The 17,497-nt window shown below is 61.3% G+C and carries 14 protein-coding genes and 1 pseudogene; 10 read left to right on the top strand and 5 right to left on the bottom strand.

From position 1 onward, the window contains the following. Positions 1-255 precede the first annotated feature (255 nt). From ACOYXI_RS24820 to ACOYXI_RS24830, 3 genes are all read right to left on the bottom strand, one after another. Entirely contained in the window at positions 256-1,044 is a 789-nt protein-coding gene (locus ACOYXI_RS24820) for an OmpA family protein (RefSeq protein ID WP_007964218.1), read from the bottom strand. 56 nt (positions 1,045-1,100) lie between these two features. Next, positions 1,101-1,505: a DUF4398 domain-containing protein gene (locus tag ACOYXI_RS24825; RefSeq protein WP_007964219.1), complete on the bottom strand. Its 405-nt coding sequence runs from the start codon at positions 1,503-1,505 to the stop codon at positions 1,101-1,103. Positions 1,506-1,871: 366 nt separating this feature from the next. Beyond that, positions 1,872-2,216 carry a hypothetical protein gene (locus tag ACOYXI_RS24830; RefSeq protein WP_003222064.1) on the bottom strand — a complete coding sequence of 115 codons (345 nt, stop codon included), beginning with the start codon at positions 2,214-2,216 and terminating at the stop codon, positions 1,872-1,874. A gap of 213 nt (positions 2,217-2,429) precedes the next feature. Between ACOYXI_RS24830 and ppc the strand changes: the two genes are divergently transcribed. The 7 genes from ppc to ACOYXI_RS24865 all read left to right on the top strand — a co-directional run bounded on the left by ppc (position 2,430) and on the right by ACOYXI_RS24865 (position 9,783). Further along, positions 2,430-5,060, top strand: a complete 2,631-nt coding sequence (gene ppc / locus ACOYXI_RS24835) for a phosphoenolpyruvate carboxylase (RefSeq protein WP_461675413.1) — start codon at positions 2,430-2,432, stop codon at positions 5,058-5,060. A gap of 289 nt (positions 5,061-5,349) precedes the next feature. Further along, positions 5,350-5,997 carry an adenylate kinase gene (gene adk / locus ACOYXI_RS24840; RefSeq protein ID WP_003222067.1) on the top strand — a complete coding sequence of 216 codons (648 nt, stop codon included), beginning with the start codon at positions 5,350-5,352 and terminating at the stop codon, positions 5,995-5,997. Positions 5,998-6,090: 93 nt separating this feature from the next. Then, positions 6,091-6,765 carry a tRNA (adenosine(37)-N6)-threonylcarbamoyltransferase complex dimerization subunit type 1 TsaB gene (gene tsaB, locus ACOYXI_RS24845; RefSeq protein WP_461675414.1) on the top strand — a complete coding sequence of 225 codons (675 nt, stop codon included), beginning with the start codon at positions 6,091-6,093 and terminating at the stop codon, positions 6,763-6,765. 285 nt (positions 6,766-7,050) lie between these two features. Further along, on the top strand, positions 7,051-7,359 hold the full coding sequence (locus ACOYXI_RS24850) for a hypothetical protein (protein ID WP_003222071.1): 309 nt from the start codon (positions 7,051-7,053) through the stop codon (positions 7,357-7,359). Beyond that, positions 7,359-8,219 carry a DUF72 domain-containing protein gene (locus ACOYXI_RS24855; protein ID WP_103368432.1) on the top strand — a complete coding sequence of 287 codons (861 nt, stop codon included), beginning with the start codon at positions 7,359-7,361 and terminating at the stop codon, positions 8,217-8,219. The genes ACOYXI_RS24850 and ACOYXI_RS24855 overlap by 1 nt, the downstream gene beginning before the upstream one ends. A gap of 32 nt (positions 8,220-8,251) precedes the next feature. Further along, positions 8,252-9,088 carry an isocitrate lyase/PEP mutase family protein gene (locus tag ACOYXI_RS24860; RefSeq protein WP_461675415.1) on the top strand — a complete coding sequence of 279 codons (837 nt, stop codon included), beginning with the start codon at positions 8,252-8,254 and terminating at the stop codon, positions 9,086-9,088. Positions 9,089-9,090: 2 nt separating this feature from the next. Continuing rightward, on the top strand, positions 9,091-9,783 hold the full coding sequence (locus ACOYXI_RS24865) for an extensin-like domain-containing protein (RefSeq protein ID WP_461675416.1): 693 nt from the start codon (positions 9,091-9,093) through the stop codon (positions 9,781-9,783). A 4-nt stretch (positions 9,784-9,787) separates the two neighbouring features. Here ACOYXI_RS24865 and ACOYXI_RS24870 read toward each other — a convergent pair whose 3' ends face one another. Continuing rightward, a complete protein-coding gene (locus tag ACOYXI_RS24870; RefSeq protein WP_123587365.1) occupies positions 9,788-10,408 on the bottom strand; it encodes an energy transducer TonB in 621 nt (206 codons plus the stop codon). 93 nt (positions 10,409-10,501) lie between these two features. Here ACOYXI_RS24870 and ACOYXI_RS24875 point away from each other — a divergent pair, with 93 nt between their 5' ends. Then, on the top strand, positions 10,502-11,284 hold the full coding sequence (locus ACOYXI_RS24875; protein WP_461675417.1) for a class I SAM-dependent methyltransferase: 783 nt from the start codon (positions 10,502-10,504) through the stop codon (positions 11,282-11,284). Between the two features lie 106 nt (positions 11,285-11,390). On the opposite strand, the gene ACOYXI_RS24880 is transcribed toward ACOYXI_RS24875, so the two are convergent. After that, positions 11,391-12,026, bottom strand: coding sequence for a TetR/AcrR family transcriptional regulator (locus ACOYXI_RS24880; RefSeq protein WP_135295046.1), 636 nt, complete (start codon positions 12,024-12,026; stop codon positions 11,391-11,393). Positions 12,027-12,120: 94 nt separating this feature from the next. Between ACOYXI_RS24880 and ACOYXI_RS24885 the strand changes: the two genes are divergently transcribed. Both ACOYXI_RS24885 and ACOYXI_RS24890 read left to right on the top strand, forming a co-directional pair. Further along, the gene (locus ACOYXI_RS24885; protein ID WP_461675418.1) at positions 12,121-13,221 is read left to right on the top strand and encodes an efflux RND transporter periplasmic adaptor subunit; all 1,101 of its coding nucleotides are present in this window, start codon (positions 12,121-12,123) and stop codon (positions 13,219-13,221) included. 6 nt (positions 13,222-13,227) lie between these two features. Continuing rightward, a pseudogene (locus ACOYXI_RS24890) lies at positions 13,228-16,297 on the top strand (efflux RND transporter permease subunit). The last annotated feature ends 1,200 nt before the right edge of the window (positions 16,298-17,497 follow it).

Consider the following 17,497-nt stretch of genomic DNA (forward strand, 5'->3'; position numbering starts at 1 on the left):
GTTCAGCCCTCACCCTAACCCTCTCCCAGTGGGAGAGGGGATTGACCGAGGGGGCCTTCGAGTTACGCCGACCTGAAAGATTGTGTCGATTATTGATTCGGCCAAGCACTTTCAGGTCGATGTATTTCTTGAGAATCCCCCATTTGGCTCCCTCTCCCTCGGGAGAGGGCTGGGGTGAGGGGCCGCAATTTCAGCTCCCACCAAAAAAGCCCCGCCTGATCACTCAGGCGGGGCTTTTGCGTTAGCGCGTGTTGCTTAGTTCGAGCTGACCGCCGAACGTGGCATCACTGGCTGGTTGTCGTTGGAAATGGTCACTTCCACACGACGGTTCATCGCACGACCCGAGACGCTGCTGTTATCAGCAACCGGGTATTCCTTGCCATAACCCTGAACCACGATGCGCGAAGGATCTACGCCCATCTTGATCAGAGCGACTTGTACCGAGGTCGCGCGACGCTCGGACAGCGACTGGTTGTACGAAGCCGCGCCGGTGCTGTCGGTGTAACCCTCGACGATCACTTTGCGATCAGGGTTTTCCTGAAGGAATTGCGCCAGTTTGTTGATGTTCACCAGACCGCTGGATTTCAGGTCAGCCTTGTTGGTGGCGAACAGCACGTCACCGAAAGTCACCAAGGTACCGCGATCGGTCTGCTTGGCGTTCAGGCTCTGCTGCAGTTGTTTGATCTGCTGATCACGAGCGTCCAGACGCGCCTGAGCACGTTGCGCGGCAGCGTTTTTCAGGTTGTTTTCAGCGGTGCGCAGGGCGATGGTCTGCTTGGCCACTTCCACGCGCTGGTTGGTCAGGTAGGCCAGTTGGTCAACCTTGGCTGCGTCTTGCTTGTCCAGATAAGCCTTGTCGGCCTTGTCCAGGTAATCGCTGGCGTCCTTGGTTTCCAGGGCAGCGACTTTGCTTGCCTGTGGGTTGGCCTGCAGGCCGGCGTAGTTGGTGCGCGCCTGTTCCAGGTTCGGGTTAGGCGGAGTGGAGCAGGCAGCCAGGGCAACGCTTGCGGCCAGAAGAGCGGGGATCATCAGTTGCTTACGCATAATTTGTCGTCCTTTCTATCGATAAAAGTTTCAGCTTTGCGATTCGGGATGCGCGCTTACTGCACGGTGCGCTGACTTTCCTGACGCAGTTCCTGAACACCTTTCTGGGAATCCTTCACAGCCTGTTCGGCCTTGGCAGCCTGAGCCTTGCGTTCTGCTACGCGAGCGTCCCATTCAGCTTGTTCGGCGAGGGTGCGAGCCTGTTCATACTTCTTGTCGTGCATGGCAATTTCGGCTTGCTTGAGCTTGTCCTGAGCCTGCTTCATTTCCACTGCAGCGAACTCGGTACCACCGGCGCTGACGGCGCTGTTGACGGCCGATTGAGTCACGGCGTACTGCTCGGTCGGCGGGTTACCGGCGCAACCGGCCAGAACGAAGCTGGTACCGATAGCCAGAGCAGCCAGTTTCAGACCGCGCAGGTGGGAGAACGAGGTTTGGGTCTTCATGGTCTTCAACTCCATTGTTTAACTCCTGATAAAACCGAAAATCCATCCTGGTCGAGGAGCCGCAAGCGTCGTGTAAAAGCGCGTTTTTGAAACGCTCGTTCCAGGCGTGGTTACAGCTTCCGACCGGAGGCGTTTTTCAAAAGTTCAGAAAAGATGGCCTATCGCCAAAATTTTTTTTGACCAAACGGACAAGGCTCTAAACCGGGAACTTTGGAGGCGGGGAGAGGTACGCGCGGGGGAAAGTCAGAAAACTTTTCAAAAGGAAACACGACCCTGTAGGAGTGAGCCTGCTCGCGATAGCAGTGTGTCAGTCAGCATCAAAAGCCACAGATACACCGCTATCGCGAGCAGGCTCACTCCTACAGTTTGATCTTTGTTGTGTCAGTGTTTTTGCTTGCCGGCAGCGGCGGATAAATCCTGCAGATGCCGGCGAGAAAGCGCCAGAAACCGCGGTGTCGGCCCGACATCTTCATACAGCGGATCACCTTCCTCATCAGTCGCCACCACCGTCGAGCCTTTCACATACGGCAGGCTCGCCTCGAACTCTTCGAGCGCGGCGCCGATCAGTTCGCCGAGCAGTTCTTCCGGGTGGCGTTTGGGGTACATCTCGGCGATCGCCGCCAGCCGCGCAGCGGCCTCGACGTCCAGATGAATCGTGTAGCCGGTGTCGGTCAGGCGACCCTTGGCGTTTTCTTCCCAATGCTGGGCGAGTTCACGAATTTTCATGATGACCTCATTTCGCGCCTGCTCGTGGCAGGCCTGGGTGAGTGTCCGGCGGGGCCGGCGGCAAGCCGTTGTACGGCTTACTGTTGAGACTAGCTTCAAGCCACAAGGTTTAAAGTCCCTTCGTCGTCTGCTTGTAAGAAGCGCCGTAGAGCGGCACTCTCTGGGCAAAGCATTCGTTTCTGCGCCGTCCCGATTAACGCTGGAGAACTGCTGATGACCGATATTGATGCACGCTTGCGCGAGGACGTTCACCTGCTCGGTGAGCTGTTGGGCAATACCATCCGTGACCAGTACGGCGAGGAATTTCTCGACAAGATCGAGCAGATCCGCAAGGGCGCCAAGGCCGACCGCCGTGGCTCGATGGACGCCGAACTCAGCGCCAGCCTCAATCAGTTGAGCGAAGACGAACTGCTGCCGGTGGCGCGGGCGTTCAACCAGTTTCTCAACCTGGCGAACATCGCCGAGCAGTATCAGCTGATTCATCGCCGCGAAGAGTCGCAGCCCGCGCCGTTCGAGTCCCGCGTGCTGCCGGAACTGCTCGCCCGCCTGCGCAATGAAGGTCACAGCGCCGAATCGCTGGCGCGACAACTGGCGCGCCTGGAAATCGAACTGGTGCTGACCGCCCACCCGACCGAGGTGGCGCGGCGCACCTTGATTCAGAAGTACGACGCGATCGCTGCGCAACTGGCCGCGCAGGATCATCGCGACCTGACCAGCGCCGAACGCGAACAGATCCAGAACACCCTGCAACGGCTGATTGCCGAAGCCTGGCACACCGAAGAAATCCGCCGCACCCGGCCGACCCCGGTCGACGAAGCGAAATGGGGTTTTGCGGTGATCGAGCATTCGCTGTGGCAGGCGATCCCCAACCATATGCGCAAGGCCGACAAGGCGCTGTATGAAGCGACGGGCCTGCGCTTGCCACTGGAGGCGGCGCCGATTCGCTTTGCCTCGTGGATGGGTGGCGATCGCGACGGCAACCCGAATGTCACGGCCGCAGTGACCCGCGAAGTGCTGTTGCTGGCGCGCTGGATGGCTGCCGACCTGTACCTGCGCGATGTCGATCACCTGGCCGCCGAGCTGTCGATGCAGCAGGCCAGCGACGCGCTCAAGGCCAAGGCCGGCGACAGCGCCGAACCTTATCGGGCGGTGCTCAAGCAATTGCGCGAACGCCTGCGCGCCACGCGCAACTGGGCGCACGCCTCGCTCAGCGCTACAACGCCAGCGCCAGCCGATGTGTTGCACAACAACCGCGATCTGCTCGATCCGCTGGAGCTGTGCTTCAACTCGCTGCACGAGTGCGGCATGGGCGTGATTGCCGACGGGCCGCTGCTCGATTGCCTGCGCCGGGCGGTGACCTTCGGCCTGTTCCTGGTGCGCCTCGATGTGCGTCAGGATTCGACGCGACACAGCTCGGCAATGACCGAAATCACCGACTACCTCGGCCTTGGTCGCTACGAAGACTGGGACGAAGAACAGCGCATCAGCTTCCTCACCCGCGAATTGAGCAATCGTCGCCCACTGCTGCCGGCGCATTTCAAACCGTCCGCCGACACCGCTGAAGTACTCGCCACCTGCAAGGAAATCGCTGCCGCACCGGGCGCCTCGCTGGGTTCCTACGTGATCTCGATGGCGGGCGCCGCCTCCGACGTGCTGGCAGTGCAACTGCTGCTGAAAGAGTCCGGCGTGCTGCGGCCGATGCGTGTGGTGCCGCTGTTCGAAACCCTCGCCGACCTCGACAACGCCGGGCCGGTGATGGAGCGTCTGTTGCTGCTGCCGGGCTACCGCGCGAGGCTGCAAGGCCCGCAGGAAGTGATGATCGGTTATTCCGACTCGGCCAAGGACGCCGGTACCACCGCGGCGGCGTGGGCGCAATATCGCGCGCAGGAGCGGCTGGTGGAGATCTGCCGCGAGCAGCAAGTCGAACTGCTGTTGTTCCACGGTCGCGGTGGCACCGTGGGCCGTGGCGGCGGTCCGGCGCACGCGGCGATTCTGTCGCAGCCGCCGGGCTCGGTGGCGGGGCGCTTCCGCACCACCGAGCAGGGCGAAATGATTCGATTCAAATTCGGCCTGCCGGACATCGCCGAGCAGAACCTCAATCTGTATCTGGCTGCCGTGCTGGAAGCGACGTTGTTGCCACCACCGCCACCGACGCCCGAATGGCGACACCTGATGGATGAACTGGCCGCCGATGGCGTCGCCGCGTACCGCGCCGTGGTGCGTGAAAATCCGCAGTTCGTCGAGTATTTCCGCCAATCGACGCCGGAGCAGGAACTGGGGCGCTTGCCCCTTGGCAGCCGTCCGGCCAAGCGCCGTGCCGGTGGGATCGAGAGTCTGCGGGCGATTCCGTGGATCTTCGGCTGGACGCAAACGCGGCTGATGCTGCCGGCGTGGCTCGGCTGGGAAACTGCGCTGAGCAAGGCGCTGGCGCGTGGCGAGGGCGAACTGCTCGGGCAGATGCGCGAACAGTGGCCGTTCTTCCGCACCCGTATCGACATGCTGGAAATGGTCCTGGCCAAGGCCGACGCCGACATCGCGCTTTCGTACGACCAGCGTCTGGTCGAGCCGGACTTGCTGCCGTTGGGCGCGCAGTTACGCGACCTATTGTCGCAGGCGTGTGCGGTGGTGCTCGGCTTGACCGGGCAGTCGCAGCTGTTGGCACATAGCCCGGACACCCTGGAATTCATCCGTCTGCGCAACACTTATCTTGATCCGCTACATCTATTGCAGGCCGAGCTGTTGGCCCGATCACGGCAGCAAAATGTCGAGCAGGGCAGCCCGGTGGAGCAGGCGCTGCTGGTGTCTGTGGCGGGGATTGCCGCCGGGTTGCGCAATACCGGCTAAGGTTTTTGCGGTGGCATCAGGCACCCGGTGCACAGGCCGGGTGCTGCTTTGTACACAGGGAGGAAGTGCGGGCAGGCGACAGTTAGTGATGGGGTTGCGACTTGGGTTACCGCGTCGCAAGGTCGCGGCGGGCGCCGGTTTCTCCGACTTTTGGCGTCTTGTGTGGGCGCAGCCTGCTGTGTATCTTGATCAGCCTTTGGCCGTTTGTGCGGCCACGACCCGTTTTTTAAGATTGGCCCAAAGAGGCGAATCCCGTTGTTTTCTATATAAAAAATTGAGGAGCACATCGATGCGCGTCATTCTGCTGGGAGCTCCCGGGGCCGGTAAAGGTACTCAGGCTAAGTTCATCACCGAGAAATTCGGCATTCCGCAAATCTCCACCGGCGACATGCTGCGTGCAGCGGTCAAGGCTGGCACTCCGCTGGGCGTTCAAGCCAAGAGCATCATGGATGCCGGCGGCCTGGTGTCGGATGACCTGATCATCGCGCTGGTGCAGGATCGCATCGCTCAACCAGACTGCGCCAACGGCTTTCTGTTCGACGGTTTCCCGCGCACCATTCCACAGGCCGAAGCGCTGGTAACTGCCGGTGTCGAGCTGGACGCCGTGGTTGAAATCGCTGTTGAAGACGAAGAAATCGTTCAGCGTATCGCCGGTCGTCGCGTTCACGAGGCCAGTGGCCGCGTCTACCACATCGTCTACAACCCGCCGAAAGTGGCTGGCAAAGACGACGTTACCGGCGACGATCTGGTGCAGCGCAAGGACGACACCGAAGAAACCGTACGTCATCGCCTGTCGGTCTACCATTCGCAGACCAAGCCGCTGGTGGACTTCTACCAGAAGCTTTCCGCTGCCAACGGCAAGCCGAAGTACAGCCACATTCCGGGCGTAGGTTCGGTTGAAGCGATCACCGCCAAGGTGCTCGAAGCGCTGAGCTGAAAAAGCTGATCGGCTGCATCATCCACGGCCCGCTTGCGGGCCGTAGTTGTTTATACTGACGCACTTTTTCCCCCACCTGTTTTGGATACATCGATGAGCACCTTGCTGGCCCTGGACACCGCGACCGAAGCTTGCTCCGTTGCCTTGCTGCATGACGGCAAGGTCACGAGCCATTACGAGGTGATCCCGCGTCTGCACGCGCAGAAGCTGCTGCCGATGATCCAGCAACTGCTGGCGGACGCTGGCACCACGCTGCAAGCGGTGGACGCGATCGCGTTCGGTCGCGGGCCGGGTGCGTTTACCGGTGTGCGGATCGCCATCGGTGTGGTGCAGGGGCTGGCGTTCGCGCTGGATCGTCCGGTGCTGCCGGTGTCCAACCTCGCCGTCCTGGCGCAACGTGCATATCGCGAACACGGCGTGAGCCAGGTCGCGGCGGCTATCGATGCGCGGATGGATGAAGTGTATTGGGGCTGCTACCGCGAGACGGCCGGTGAGATGCGTCTGGTGGGTGCCGAAGCGGTGCTGCCGCCGGAAGTCGCGGCGCTGCCGGCCGATGCCAGCGGTGAGTGGTTCGGTACAGGTACCGGTTGGGGCTATGGCGAGCGGATCGCGGTCAACCTCACCGGCTCCGATGCCGGCATGTTGCCTCACGCCGAAGACCTGCTGACCCTGGCGCGGTTTGCCTGGGAACGCGGCGAGTCGATCCCTGCCGATGACGCGCAACCGGTTTACCTGCGCGACAAAGTCGCCACCCCCAAGGCTCGCTGAGGCCTGACTTCTGGCGGGGAAGCTTCTGTGGTGAGGGGATTTATCCCCGATGGGTCGCGAAGCGGCCCCAAAATCGGCGACTGCTTCGCAGCCGATCGGGGATAAATCCCCTCACCACAAAAGCCCTCCACAAACTCCGTGTCTTATTCCAAATTCTGCCAATCGTCAGTTTCCAACCCCGGGCTTTAAACCTTTTGCGCTTTATGTGTTCTAGTTATCACTCGGCAATTTGCTAAGTCGGCCAAGTGCCGCTAAATTGCCATCATCGATACCGAGCATGAATTTATGCGTATAGACGGCCTCTCCTCTCAGTCCTACCCCATCAAGCGCAAGCCTCGCAAAGGCAATGTGGCGCTGGATGAATCCGTCGACGATATCGACGGCGAGCTGGAATTCCCGACTGAAGAGCAACTGGCCGCCCGCGCTGCCAAAGCCTCCGCACAACGCCTGGCCAATCTGCCTGCCCGTCAGCAAGACATGATTTATCACCGCGCCATGAGCAAAAGCGTAGCGATGGCCCTCGCCAGCTACCTGAGCACCGCCGGTTTTGTCGATTGGGATGCGGATGTGCTGGGCCTCGACCTGTACATCTGATGGATCTGCCTTACTACCTCGGTTGTCCGTCCTGGAGTGAAAACGCCTGGCGCGAGTATCTGTACCCCGAAGACGCCAAGACCTCCGACTTCCTCGCTCTCTACTCCCAAGTGTTCAACGCCGTCGAAGGCAACACGACCTTCTACGCCAGTCCGTCGCCGGCCACCGTGCAGCGCTGGGCCGAGACCATGCCCGAACACTTTCGCTTCACCGCCAAGTTTCCCGGCGACATCAGCCACAGCGGTGATCTGCGCGATCAACTGACCGCCGCCGAAACCTTCGTAAACCTCCTCAGCCCGCTCGGCGAACGCGTTTCGCCGCTGTGGCTGCAACTGTCGAAAAGCTTCACCCCGCATCGACTGCCGGAGCTGACCGCGTTCATCGACGCGCTGGACCGGCCACTGGCGGTGGAAGTGCGTCACGAACAGTTCTTCGCCAAGGGTGAGAGCGAACGCCTGCTCAATCGCTTGCTGCTCGACCGTGGCGTAGAACGCATCTGCCTCGATCCACGGGCGCTGTTCAGTTGCCTGTCGACCGAGTCTTCGGTGATCCACGCGCAATCGAAAAAGCCCCGGGTGCCGACGCGGCCGGCGGCGTTCACCCAGTTCCCGCAGGTGCGCTTCATCGGCCACCCCGAGCTGGAAGCCAATGATCCGTTCCTGGTGCCGTGGGTGGCGAAAATCGCCGAGTGGATCGAAGAGGGCCGCACGCCGTACATCTTCCTGCACACCGCCGACAACGTCATGGCGGCGAAGCTGGCGCAACGTTTTCACGCACAATTGATGCAACGTTTGCCTGGCCTGCCATCCCTGCCTGAGCTATACAGAGAACCCGCCGCCGAGCAACTCGGCTTGCTCTGAGGCGGATTTTCCCCCAGCCCAGGAGCCTGCCGATGGACGCCCACGCCCTTCAAGAACAAACCCGCAAAGCCCAGGCCTTCAAGGCCCTGCACGAGCGTCCGGGGATTTTCGTGATTCCCAACCCGTGGGATGCCGGCTCGGCGAAGATGCTCGCCAGTCTGGGCTATCAGGCACTGGCAACCACCAGTGCCGGTTACGCGTTTTCCCAGGGCAAGGCCGACGGCGCCCTGAGTCTCGATGACACCTTGGCCAACGTCCGGGCGATTGTCGCGGCCACGGATTTGCCGGTAGCGGTGGATCTGGAAAACGGTTTCGCCGATGACCCCGCCGAATGCGCGAAAAGCCTGTTGCGTGCCGCCGAGGCCGGCGCGGTGGGTGGTTCGATCGAGGACGCCACGGGCCGTGCCGATGCGCCGATCTACTGCTTCGAACACGCCGTTGCACGCATCGAAGCCGCCGTCGCTGCGGTGCGCACGCTGCCATTTCCCTTCATCTTGACCGCCCGCGCGGAAAACTACCTGCACGGCAATCCCGATCTCCACGACACCATTCGCCGCCTGCAAGCCTTTGCCGAGGCGGGCGCCGACGTGCTGTACGCGCCGGGTTTGCGTAACGCCGAAGAGGTGTTGGCGGTGGTGCGCGCGGTGGCGCCAAAACCGGTCAACGTGCTCATGTCCGGCGGTTTGAAACTGACCGTACAGGAGTTGGAAGAAATGGGTGTGCGCAGGATCAGCACCGGCTCGGCGTTGGCCTTGGCAGCATTCGGCGAGTTCTTCCGCGCGGCTGAAGAGATCCAGCAGCGCGGGACGTTCGGCTTTACGTCGCAGTCGATGCCGTACGCCAAGGCCAATCAGTTTTTCAAAGGCTGAGCATGGGTCGCTGGATCGCGCTGTCGTTACTGCTGATCATCGCGGGTGCCGTGCTCAGCGTCTGGCGCGGCTGGCTCGATGTGCCGGCCGAGTGGAACCCGTGGGCGCCGCTGGACGTGAAGGCAGCGCCGAACGGGTTGACCGGTTTCAAGCTGATGCGCCTGCGCGGCAATCCCGAATTATGCGCACAAGTCCTGAGCAACTCGGGTCTGCGCGTCACCGCGCAAGCCGACAGTCCCGATGCCAAGTGCCCGCTGATCGGTACCGTGCGCGTGCAGGGCGGTGAGGTGGCGCTGAGCAGCAGCTTCCTCGCCAGTTGCCCGCTGGCGGTGGCTTACGCGATGTTTGAACGACACACCCTGCAACCCGCCGCGCAATCTGTTTACGGGCAGAGGGTGGCGCGGCTTGATCACCTCGGCAGCTTTGCCTGTCGCAATGTCTATAACCGCGAGAGCGGGGCGTTCAGTCGGCATGCCAGTGCCGATGCGCTGGACATCGCCGGTTTTCGGCTGGCGGACGGGCGCAGTATCAGCGTGCTCAAGGACTGGCCGAAACAGAATCAGGACGCGCGGTTTCTGCGGCAGGTGCGCGATGGCGCCTGTGAGGCGTTCAGTGTGGTGTTGAGTCCGGATTACAACGCCGCCCACCGCAATCACTTTCATGTCGATGTCGGGCGCTGGAGCGTGTGTCGCTGAGGGATCAGGCGGCGAGGCGCAGGTTCTGCAGGACGATCGGGCGCGCCCAGCCGTTATCGAAGTCCAAAGCCTTCTGCTGCTCGACGATTTCCTCCGGCGGGAACGGCGGATAAGGTTTTTGCAGCAGATCGAGGTCGAATTCGGCAATTGGCAGGTACAGCGGCTTCTTCTGCGGCGCCGGGCCAGGCTCGGGAAGCGGCTGACCATTGTTGATCACGATTGGACGGACCCAGCTGCTGTCGAAGTCCTGCTGCTCTTGCTGAGCCTTGAGTTCTTCTGGCGGGAACGGTGGGAACGGCTTGTCCAGCAGATCGGTTTCGAACTCGGCGATCGGCAGGAACAGCGGCTCCGGCGGACGCACTTCGGTGTCGACCACGTCGCACTGACGCTGCTCGACGATGTGCGCGTGCAGCTCGCTGCCCAGGGTCGGTTCTTCCGGGCTGTTCAGGTCAACCGGTGGAAAGGTGCCACAGGCCGGCACCACATCACTCGTCTGTTCGGCCATCGCCTGGGCAAAGAAATCCTGCCACAGGTGACTGACGCCGCCCAATGCTTGAGTGTTATGACGGCTGAAGTCGCCCTTGGGCGAAATGTAGCCAATCGATGTGGGAAGAATGCCTGACATTTTTTTCGGTTGACGCTCAGCTCTGGCAAAATGCGCGTTGATTGGTTTATCGGCCACTTTTTGCCGATCCTTAACTTTTTTGAGCGTGTTTTCATGATTGAGCAACCCGCGGCCTGCCGCATCCATGTCCAGGCCCTCGGCCCGACGTTTGAAGCGCAAGCCGAGCAGTGGGCCGAGCGTCTGGGCCTGCCGCTGCAGGTGGACGGCGGCGAGTTCGCCTTGCAGGTCGGCGAGCAGGGTTTGCAGCTGCAGCAGCGCGGCCCGGACGCACCAGGGCCGGTGCGGGTGGATTTCGTCGAAGGTGGCGCGGCGCATCGGCGTCTGTACGGCGGCGGCAGCGGGCAGATGATCGCCAAGGCGGTCGGCATTGCTCAAGGCGTGCGCCCACGGGTGCTGGATGCCACGGCGGGGCTGGGCAAGGATGCGTTCGTGCTGGCCAGTCTGGGTTGCGAGATGAGCCTGATCGAGCGTCAGCCGTTGATCGGCGCGTTGCTGGAGGATGGTCTGGCGCGGGCGGCGGAAGATTTCGATGTGGCGCCGATTGTCGCGCGGATGAAGCTGCTCAAGGGCAACTCGATCGAGGTCATGCGCAACTGGGAAGGCGAGCCGCCGCAGGTGATCTACCTCGACCCGATGTTCCCGCACCGCGAGAAAACCGCGCTGGTGAAGAAGGAAATGCGCCTGTTCCGGCCACTGGTCGGGGATGATCCGGATGCGCCGGCACTGCTGGAGGCGGCGCTGGCGTTGGCGACGCACCGGGTGGTGGTCAAGCGCCCGCGCAAGGCACCGTGCATCGAGGGGCCGAAGCCGAGCCATGCGCTGGATGGCAAGTCGAGCCGGTATGACATCTACCCGAAGAAAGCGTTAAAACCTTAAGACCGAGTTGCGCCCATTCGCGAGCAAGCTCGCTCCCACATTTGGAATGCATTTCAAATGTGGGAGCGAGCTTGCTCGCGAAGGCGTCCGCAAAAACTCCGCAAAATCAGCGCCGATACGCCCGCATGAACAACCCCACCACCTCCTGCACATGACTCTCTGAAGCCTCTTCGCTCAGCGGCTCGCCGCAGCAATACAACAAACGAAAATTCCCTGCGCCCTTGATCAGGCAGAAGAAATGCTCGGCCGCATTACGCGGCAGGTCGATGCTCAGCGCGCCGGTCTCGTCGATGCGTTTCAGCAGCCGCTCCATGCCTTGCACCATGCGCTCGGGACCGGCGTCGTAGAAAATCTGTGACAGCTTCGGATCCTGCGTGCCCAGCGCCATCATCAAGCGATGCAGATTCACCGACTCGTCGCTGTTGATCAGTTGATGAAAGCCTCGGGCAATGTTCAGCAACACATTTTCCACGGGGATTCCGGCGGGCAATTCGAAGAACAGCGGCGGTAACTGCTCCTCGCATTTGGCCATCACCGCGGAGGAGAACAGCGTCTCCTTGTCGTTGAAGTGGCTGTAAACCGTCAGTTTCGACACGCCAGCCTCGGCGGCGACCGCGTCCATGCTGGTGTTGGCGTAGCCGTGACTCAGAAACAGGATTTTCGCCGCGTCGAGGATCGCCCGGCGCTTGGCCGGATCCTTCGGACGGCCCGGGCCGTTTGGAGCTGCAAGATTGTTCGACATTCTTCGCTTTTAATACTGGACTGGTGAGTTTGCTATTAATACCATACCGGCCAGTATAAATATTCCAAGCACCATTAGCGAAAGGTCCGTCACCATGTTCCGCCATGCGTTGTCGTTTGCCGTGCCAGTCAGCCTGGCTGTTTTATTGTCCGCATGCGGTCAGGAAGAGGCGACGCAAGTCAGCATTCGACCGGCCATGGTGGTGCAGCCAGAGCCTTCGGCGCAGGCGATGGAAAGTTATCCGGGCGAGGTGCGCGCCCGTTACGAACCGGATCTGGCATTCCGCATTGGCGGCAAAGTCAGCCGACGACTGGTCGAAGAAGGTCAGCGCGTGAAGGCCGATCAGCCATTGGCCGAGCTCGATCCGCAGGATGTGCGCCTGCAACTGGAAGCCACCCGCGCACAGGTCGCCGCCGCCGAAGCCAATCTGAATCTGGTGCGCGCCGAGCGTGACCGCTACAAGACGCTGATGGAACGGCAGATGGTCAGCCGTTCGGCCTACGACAACGCGGAAAATCTCTACCGTTCCGGCGAGGCCCGCCTCAAGCAGATCAAGGCCGAATTCAACGTCTCGAGCAACCAGGCCAGTTACGCCGTGTTGCGCGCGCCGCAGGACGGCGTGGTGGCCAAGCGTTCGGTGGAAGTCGGGCAAGTGGTTGCCGCCGGGCAAACCGTGTTCACCCTCGCTACTGATGGCGAGCGCGAAGTGTCGATCAGCCTGCCGGAGCAGAGCTTCGGGCGGTTCAAGGTCGGCCAGCCAGTGACCGTTGAACTGTGGACCCAGCAGAACCAGCGCTTCGCCGGGCAGATTCGTGAACTGTCGCCGGCAGCCGACCCGAAATCCCGCACCTTCGCCGCGCGCATCTCGTTCACCAGCGGCAAAGTCCCGGCTGAGCTCGGGCAGAGCGCCCGGGTGTTCGTGCAATCGGCGGATGCTGTGCCGCTGTCGGTACCGCTTTCGGCCCTGACTGCCGAGAACGGCGCGACCTACGTCTGGGTCGTCAACGCCAACAACACCTTGAAAAAGACTCCAGTGCGTATCGGCCCGTTTGGCGAGAAAAGCGTGCCGGTGCTCGAAGGCCTGAATGCCAGCGACTGGGTAGTCGCCGCCGGGGTTCACGTATTGCTCGAAGGTCAGCAGGTGCGGCCTGTGGATCGCTCCAACCGTGTGGTCAATCTGGCGGACAAGGAGTAAGTCCCGATGCGCTTCAACCTTTCCGAATGGGCGTTGCGTAATCGCCAGATCGTACTGTTCCTGATGCTTTTGCTGGCCATCGTCGGCGCCTTGTCCTACACCAAGCTCGGCCAGAGCGAAGACCCGCCGTTCACCTTCAAGGCCATGGTCATTCAGACCCGCTGGCCGGGGGCGACCGCGCAGGAAGTCTCGCGTCAGGTCACTGAACGCATCGAAAAGAAATTGATGGAAACCGGCGAGTACGAACGCATCGTGTCGTTCTCCCGCCCGGGTGAGTCGCAGGTCACGTTCATTGCCCGCGATTCGATGCATTCCAAGGAAATCCCCGACCTCTGGTACCAGGTGCGCAAGAAGGTCAGCGACATTCGCCAGACCTTGCCGCCGGATATTCAGGGGCCGTTCTTCAACGATGAATTCGGCACTACGTTCGGCAACATCTATGCGCTGACCGGTGACGGCTTCGACTACGCGGTGCTCAAGGACTACGCCGACCGCATCCAGATCCAGCTGCAACGAGTCGAAAGATGTCGGCAAGGTCGACCTGCTCGGTTTGCAGGACGAGAAGATCTGGGTCGAACTGTCCAACGTCAAACTCGCCACCCTTGGCTTGCCACTGGCGGCCGTGCAGCAAGCGCTGCAAGAGCAGAACGCGGTGTCCACCGCCGGCTTCTTTGAAACCGGCAGCGAGCGCGTGCAACTGCGGGTCTCGGGGAATTTTCAGACGGTCGAGGAGATCAAGAACTTCCCGATCCGCGTCGGTGACCGGACGTTCCGCATCTCCGATGTCGCCGATGTGCATCGCGGTTTCAACGATCCACCGGCGCCGCGCATGCGCTTCATGGGTGAAAATGCCATTGGCCTCGCAGTAGCGATGAAGGACGGCGGCGACATTCTGGTGCTGGGCAAAGCGCTGGAAGGCGAGTTCTCGCGCCTGCAGAAAAACCTCCCGGCCGGCATGCAACTGCGCAAGGTGTCCGACCAACCGGCAGCGGTGAAAACCGGGGTCGGCGAATTTGTCCAGGTGCTGGTCGAGGCACTCGCGATCGTGTTGCTGGTGAGCTTCTTCTCCCTCGGCGTGCGCACCGGCATGGTGGTCGCGCTGACCATTCCGCTGGTGCTGGCGATGACCTTCGCCTGCATGTATTACCTGGGTATCGGTCTGCACAAGATCTCGCTCGGCGCGCTGGTGCTGGCGCTGGGCTTGCTGGTGGACGACGCGATCATCGCCGTGGAAATGATGGCGATCAAAATGGAACAGGGCTTCGACAGGATCAAGGCCGCGAGCTACGCCTGGACCAGCACCGCGTTCCCGATGCTCACCGGTACGCTGATCACTGCAGCCGGGTTTCTGCCGATCGCCACCGCGCAGTCCGGCACCGGCGAATACACCCGTTCGATCTTTCAGGTGGTGACCATCGCGTTGCTCGCCTCATGGGTGGCAGCGGTGATGTTTGTGCCGTATCTGGGGGAAAAACTCCTGCCGGATCTGGCGAAGATTCATGCGGCCAAACATGGCACGACTGACGGGCAAGCCGACCCGTATGGCACGCCGTTTTATCAACGGGTTCGACGTCTGGTGGAGTGGTGCGTGGCGCACCGCAAAACCGTGATTGTGCTGACAGTGGGGCTGTTTATTGCGTCGGTGATGCTGTTCCGTTTCGTCCCGCAGCAGTTCTTCCCGGCCTCCAATCGATTGGAGTTGATGGTCGATCTGAAACTCGCTGAAGGGGCGTCGCTGGCCAACACCACGGCCGAGGTCAAACGCCTGGAGGCGATGCTCAAGGATCACGCCGGCATCGATAACTATGTGGCGTATGTCGGCACCGGTTCGCCGCGCTTCTACCTGCCGCTGGATCAACAACTGCCGGCGGCGAGCTTCGCTCAGTTTGTGGTATTGGCGAAAAACATCGAAGAGCGCGAGACACTGCGCACCTGGTTGATCGAGACCCTTAACGAGCAATTCCCGACTCTGCGTTCGCGGGTTACGCGTCTGGAAAACGGTCCGCCGGTTGGCTATCCGGTGCAGTTTCGCGTCACCGGTGAGCACATCGAGGAAGTCCGTGCGCTGGCGCGCAAAGTGGCGGCCAAGGTGCGCGAGAACCCGCATGTGGTCAACGTGCACCTGGATTGGGAAGAGCCGAGCAAAGTGGTGTACCTGAACATCGATCAGGACCGTGCCCGGGCGCTCGGTGTGAGCACGGCCAATCTGGCGAAATTCCTCCAGAGTTCGCTGACCGGCTCGAGTGTCAGCCAGTACCGCGAGGACAACGAGTTGATCGAGATTCTGCTGCGCGGCACGGTGCATGAGCGCACCGAGTTGACGTTGCTGCCGAGTCTGGCGGTGCCGACCGATAACGGTCGCAGTGTGGCGCTGTCGCAGATTGCCACGCTGGAGTACGGGTTTGAGGAAGGGATCATCTGGCACCGTAATCGTCTGCCGACCGTGACAGTGCGTGCCGACATTTACGGCAAGGAGCAGCCGGCGACGCTGGTGAAGCAGATCGAGCCGACGCTGGATCCGATCCGTGCCGAATTGCCTGACGGGTATCTGCTGGATGTTGGCGGTACGGTGGAGGATTCGGAGCGTGGGCAGAAGTCGGTGAATGCCGGGGTGCCGATGTTCATTGTGGTGGTGCTGACGTTGCTGATGGTGCAATTGCGCAGTTTCTCGCGCACGGCGATGGTGTTTCTGACGGCGCCGCTGGGGTTGATCGGGGTGGTGTTGTTTCTGATGGTGTTCCGCCAGCCGTTCGGGTTTGTGGCGATGCTGGGGACGATCGCGCTGTCGGGGATGATCATGCGCAACTCGGTGATTCTGGTGGATCAGATCGAGCAGGATATTGCCTCTGGTCTTAAGCCTTGGCAGGCGATTATCGAGGCGACGGTACGGCGGTTTCGGCCGATTGTGTTGACGGCTTTGGCGGCGGTGCTGGCGATGATTCCTTTGTCGCGCAGTGTGTTTTTCGGGCCGATGGCGGTGGCGATCATGGGGGGGTTGATTGTGGCTACGGCTTTAACGCTTTTGTTTTTGCCTGCTTTGTATGCGGCCTGGTTCCGAGTGCGTCGCGACGCTTGATGGTTTTGGACTTGGCGGCCTTTGGGCCGACCAGGTTCCTGGGGTTTTGGGTGTATATCCGTTGCTTAGGGTGCTGCCGCTGGCGGTTTCGCCCTTACGGCGAGTCACTTTTCCAGACGCCGAAAAGTAACCAAAAGGCTGGGCCCCGGCGTACGGCCCTCGCTTAGGCTCGGGTTCCTTCGTTGCGGGGTTCATCCGGGGGCATCGCCTCCGGTTTGCTTCGCTGCACCTCCTCTCGATGTATGCGGCTTCGCCGCATGGCGCTGCGCGCCTACCCCCGGATAAACCCCTCCACTCAGCCTGCCGATGGGGCCGGCACGGCAAGATCAAAAGCTTTCGGCGAGCTGACACTCGGCCATTGAGTGGTGAAAAGCATGTGGTTTGTCTGGACTGCTTTGCTTTTCTGTGGGAGCTGGCTTGCCAGCGATGGCGGCCTGACAGCCGACCAGGCTCTAACTGACTCACCCAATCCCACTGTAGGAGTGAGCCTGCTCGCGATGGCGGCCTGACAGCCGACCAATCTCCCACTGACCGCAGCCAATCCCACTGTGGGAACTGGCTTGCCAGCGATGGCGGCCTAGTAGCCGACCAATCTCCAACTGCCCACACCCAATCCAAATGTGGGAGCGGGCTTGCTCGCGAAGGCGGCCTGACAGTCGACCAATCTCCAACTGCCTGCACCCAATCCCTCTGTAGGAGTGAGCCTGCTCGCGATGGCGGTCTAGTAGCCGACCAATCTCCAACTGCCCACACCCAATCCAAATGTGGGAGCGGGCTTGCTCGCGAAGGCGGCCTGACAGTCGACCAATCTCCAACTACCTGCACCCAATCCCACTGTGGGAGCGAGCTTGCTCGCGAAGAGGCCCGCCCAGCCATCCAACCTCTTTGCTCTGTTTAAAAATGTTCCAGATAACCAGAACCTTCCCACAAGGTTTTCAGGTTGCCCGTCGGAAGCGCGATCTCTAGCCTGAGTCTGTCGTTGCCAATTCAGCGACCGGGTCTGCAAGCCCGCCGATAGTTTGTTAGGTGCTGATCAGCGCCCCTATAATCGTGGCGCTTTTTAGCGGCCATCGTTTTATGGTGGCTGTGTGCGGGATACCTTTGGGTATGCCGAGGGCCTAACAACTCGGTCTTGCAGACCCGTGCACAGCTGCCACCCGTCATCTGCAAGTGATGGTGGTAGCTCCACTTGAATAGTTA

It is taken from the genome of Pseudomonas sp. G3-19 (assembly GCF_054855875.1).

Excerpts from the sequence above, each read along its gene's own strand:
- ACOYXI_RS24820 (WP_007964218.1), bottom strand. The coding sequence starts at position 1,044 with ATGCGTAAGCAACTGATGATCCCCGCTCTTCTGGCCGCAAGCGTTGCC.
- ACOYXI_RS24825 (WP_007964219.1), bottom strand. The coding sequence starts at position 1,505 with ATGGAGTTGAAGACCATGAAGACCCAAACCTCGTTCTCCCACCTGCGC.
- ACOYXI_RS24830 (WP_003222064.1), bottom strand. The coding sequence starts at position 2,216 with ATGAAAATTCGTGAACTCGCCCAGCATTGGGAAGAAAACGCCAAGGGT.
- ppc (WP_461675413.1), top strand. The coding sequence starts at position 2,430 with ATGACCGATATTGATGCACGCTTGCGCGAGGACGTTCACCTGCTCGGT.
- adk (WP_003222067.1), top strand. The coding sequence starts at position 5,350 with ATGCGCGTCATTCTGCTGGGAGCTCCCGGGGCCGGTAAAGGTACTCAG.
- tsaB (WP_461675414.1), top strand. The coding sequence starts at position 6,091 with ATGAGCACCTTGCTGGCCCTGGACACCGCGACCGAAGCTTGCTCCGTT.
- ACOYXI_RS24850 (WP_003222071.1), top strand. The coding sequence starts at position 7,051 with ATGCGTATAGACGGCCTCTCCTCTCAGTCCTACCCCATCAAGCGCAAG.
- ACOYXI_RS24855 (WP_103368432.1), top strand. The coding sequence starts at position 7,359 with ATGGATCTGCCTTACTACCTCGGTTGTCCGTCCTGGAGTGAAAACGCC.
- ACOYXI_RS24860 (WP_461675415.1), top strand. The coding sequence starts at position 8,252 with ATGGACGCCCACGCCCTTCAAGAACAAACCCGCAAAGCCCAGGCCTTC.
- ACOYXI_RS24865 (WP_461675416.1), top strand. The coding sequence starts at position 9,091 with ATGGGTCGCTGGATCGCGCTGTCGTTACTGCTGATCATCGCGGGTGCC.
- ACOYXI_RS24870 (WP_123587365.1), bottom strand. The coding sequence starts at position 10,408 with ATGTCAGGCATTCTTCCCACATCGATTGGCTACATTTCGCCCAAGGGC.
- ACOYXI_RS24875 (WP_461675417.1), top strand. The coding sequence starts at position 10,502 with ATGATTGAGCAACCCGCGGCCTGCCGCATCCATGTCCAGGCCCTCGGC.
- ACOYXI_RS24880 (WP_135295046.1), bottom strand. The coding sequence starts at position 12,026 with ATGTCGAACAATCTTGCAGCTCCAAACGGCCCGGGCCGTCCGAAGGAT.
- ACOYXI_RS24885 (WP_461675418.1), top strand. The coding sequence starts at position 12,121 with ATGTTCCGCCATGCGTTGTCGTTTGCCGTGCCAGTCAGCCTGGCTGTT.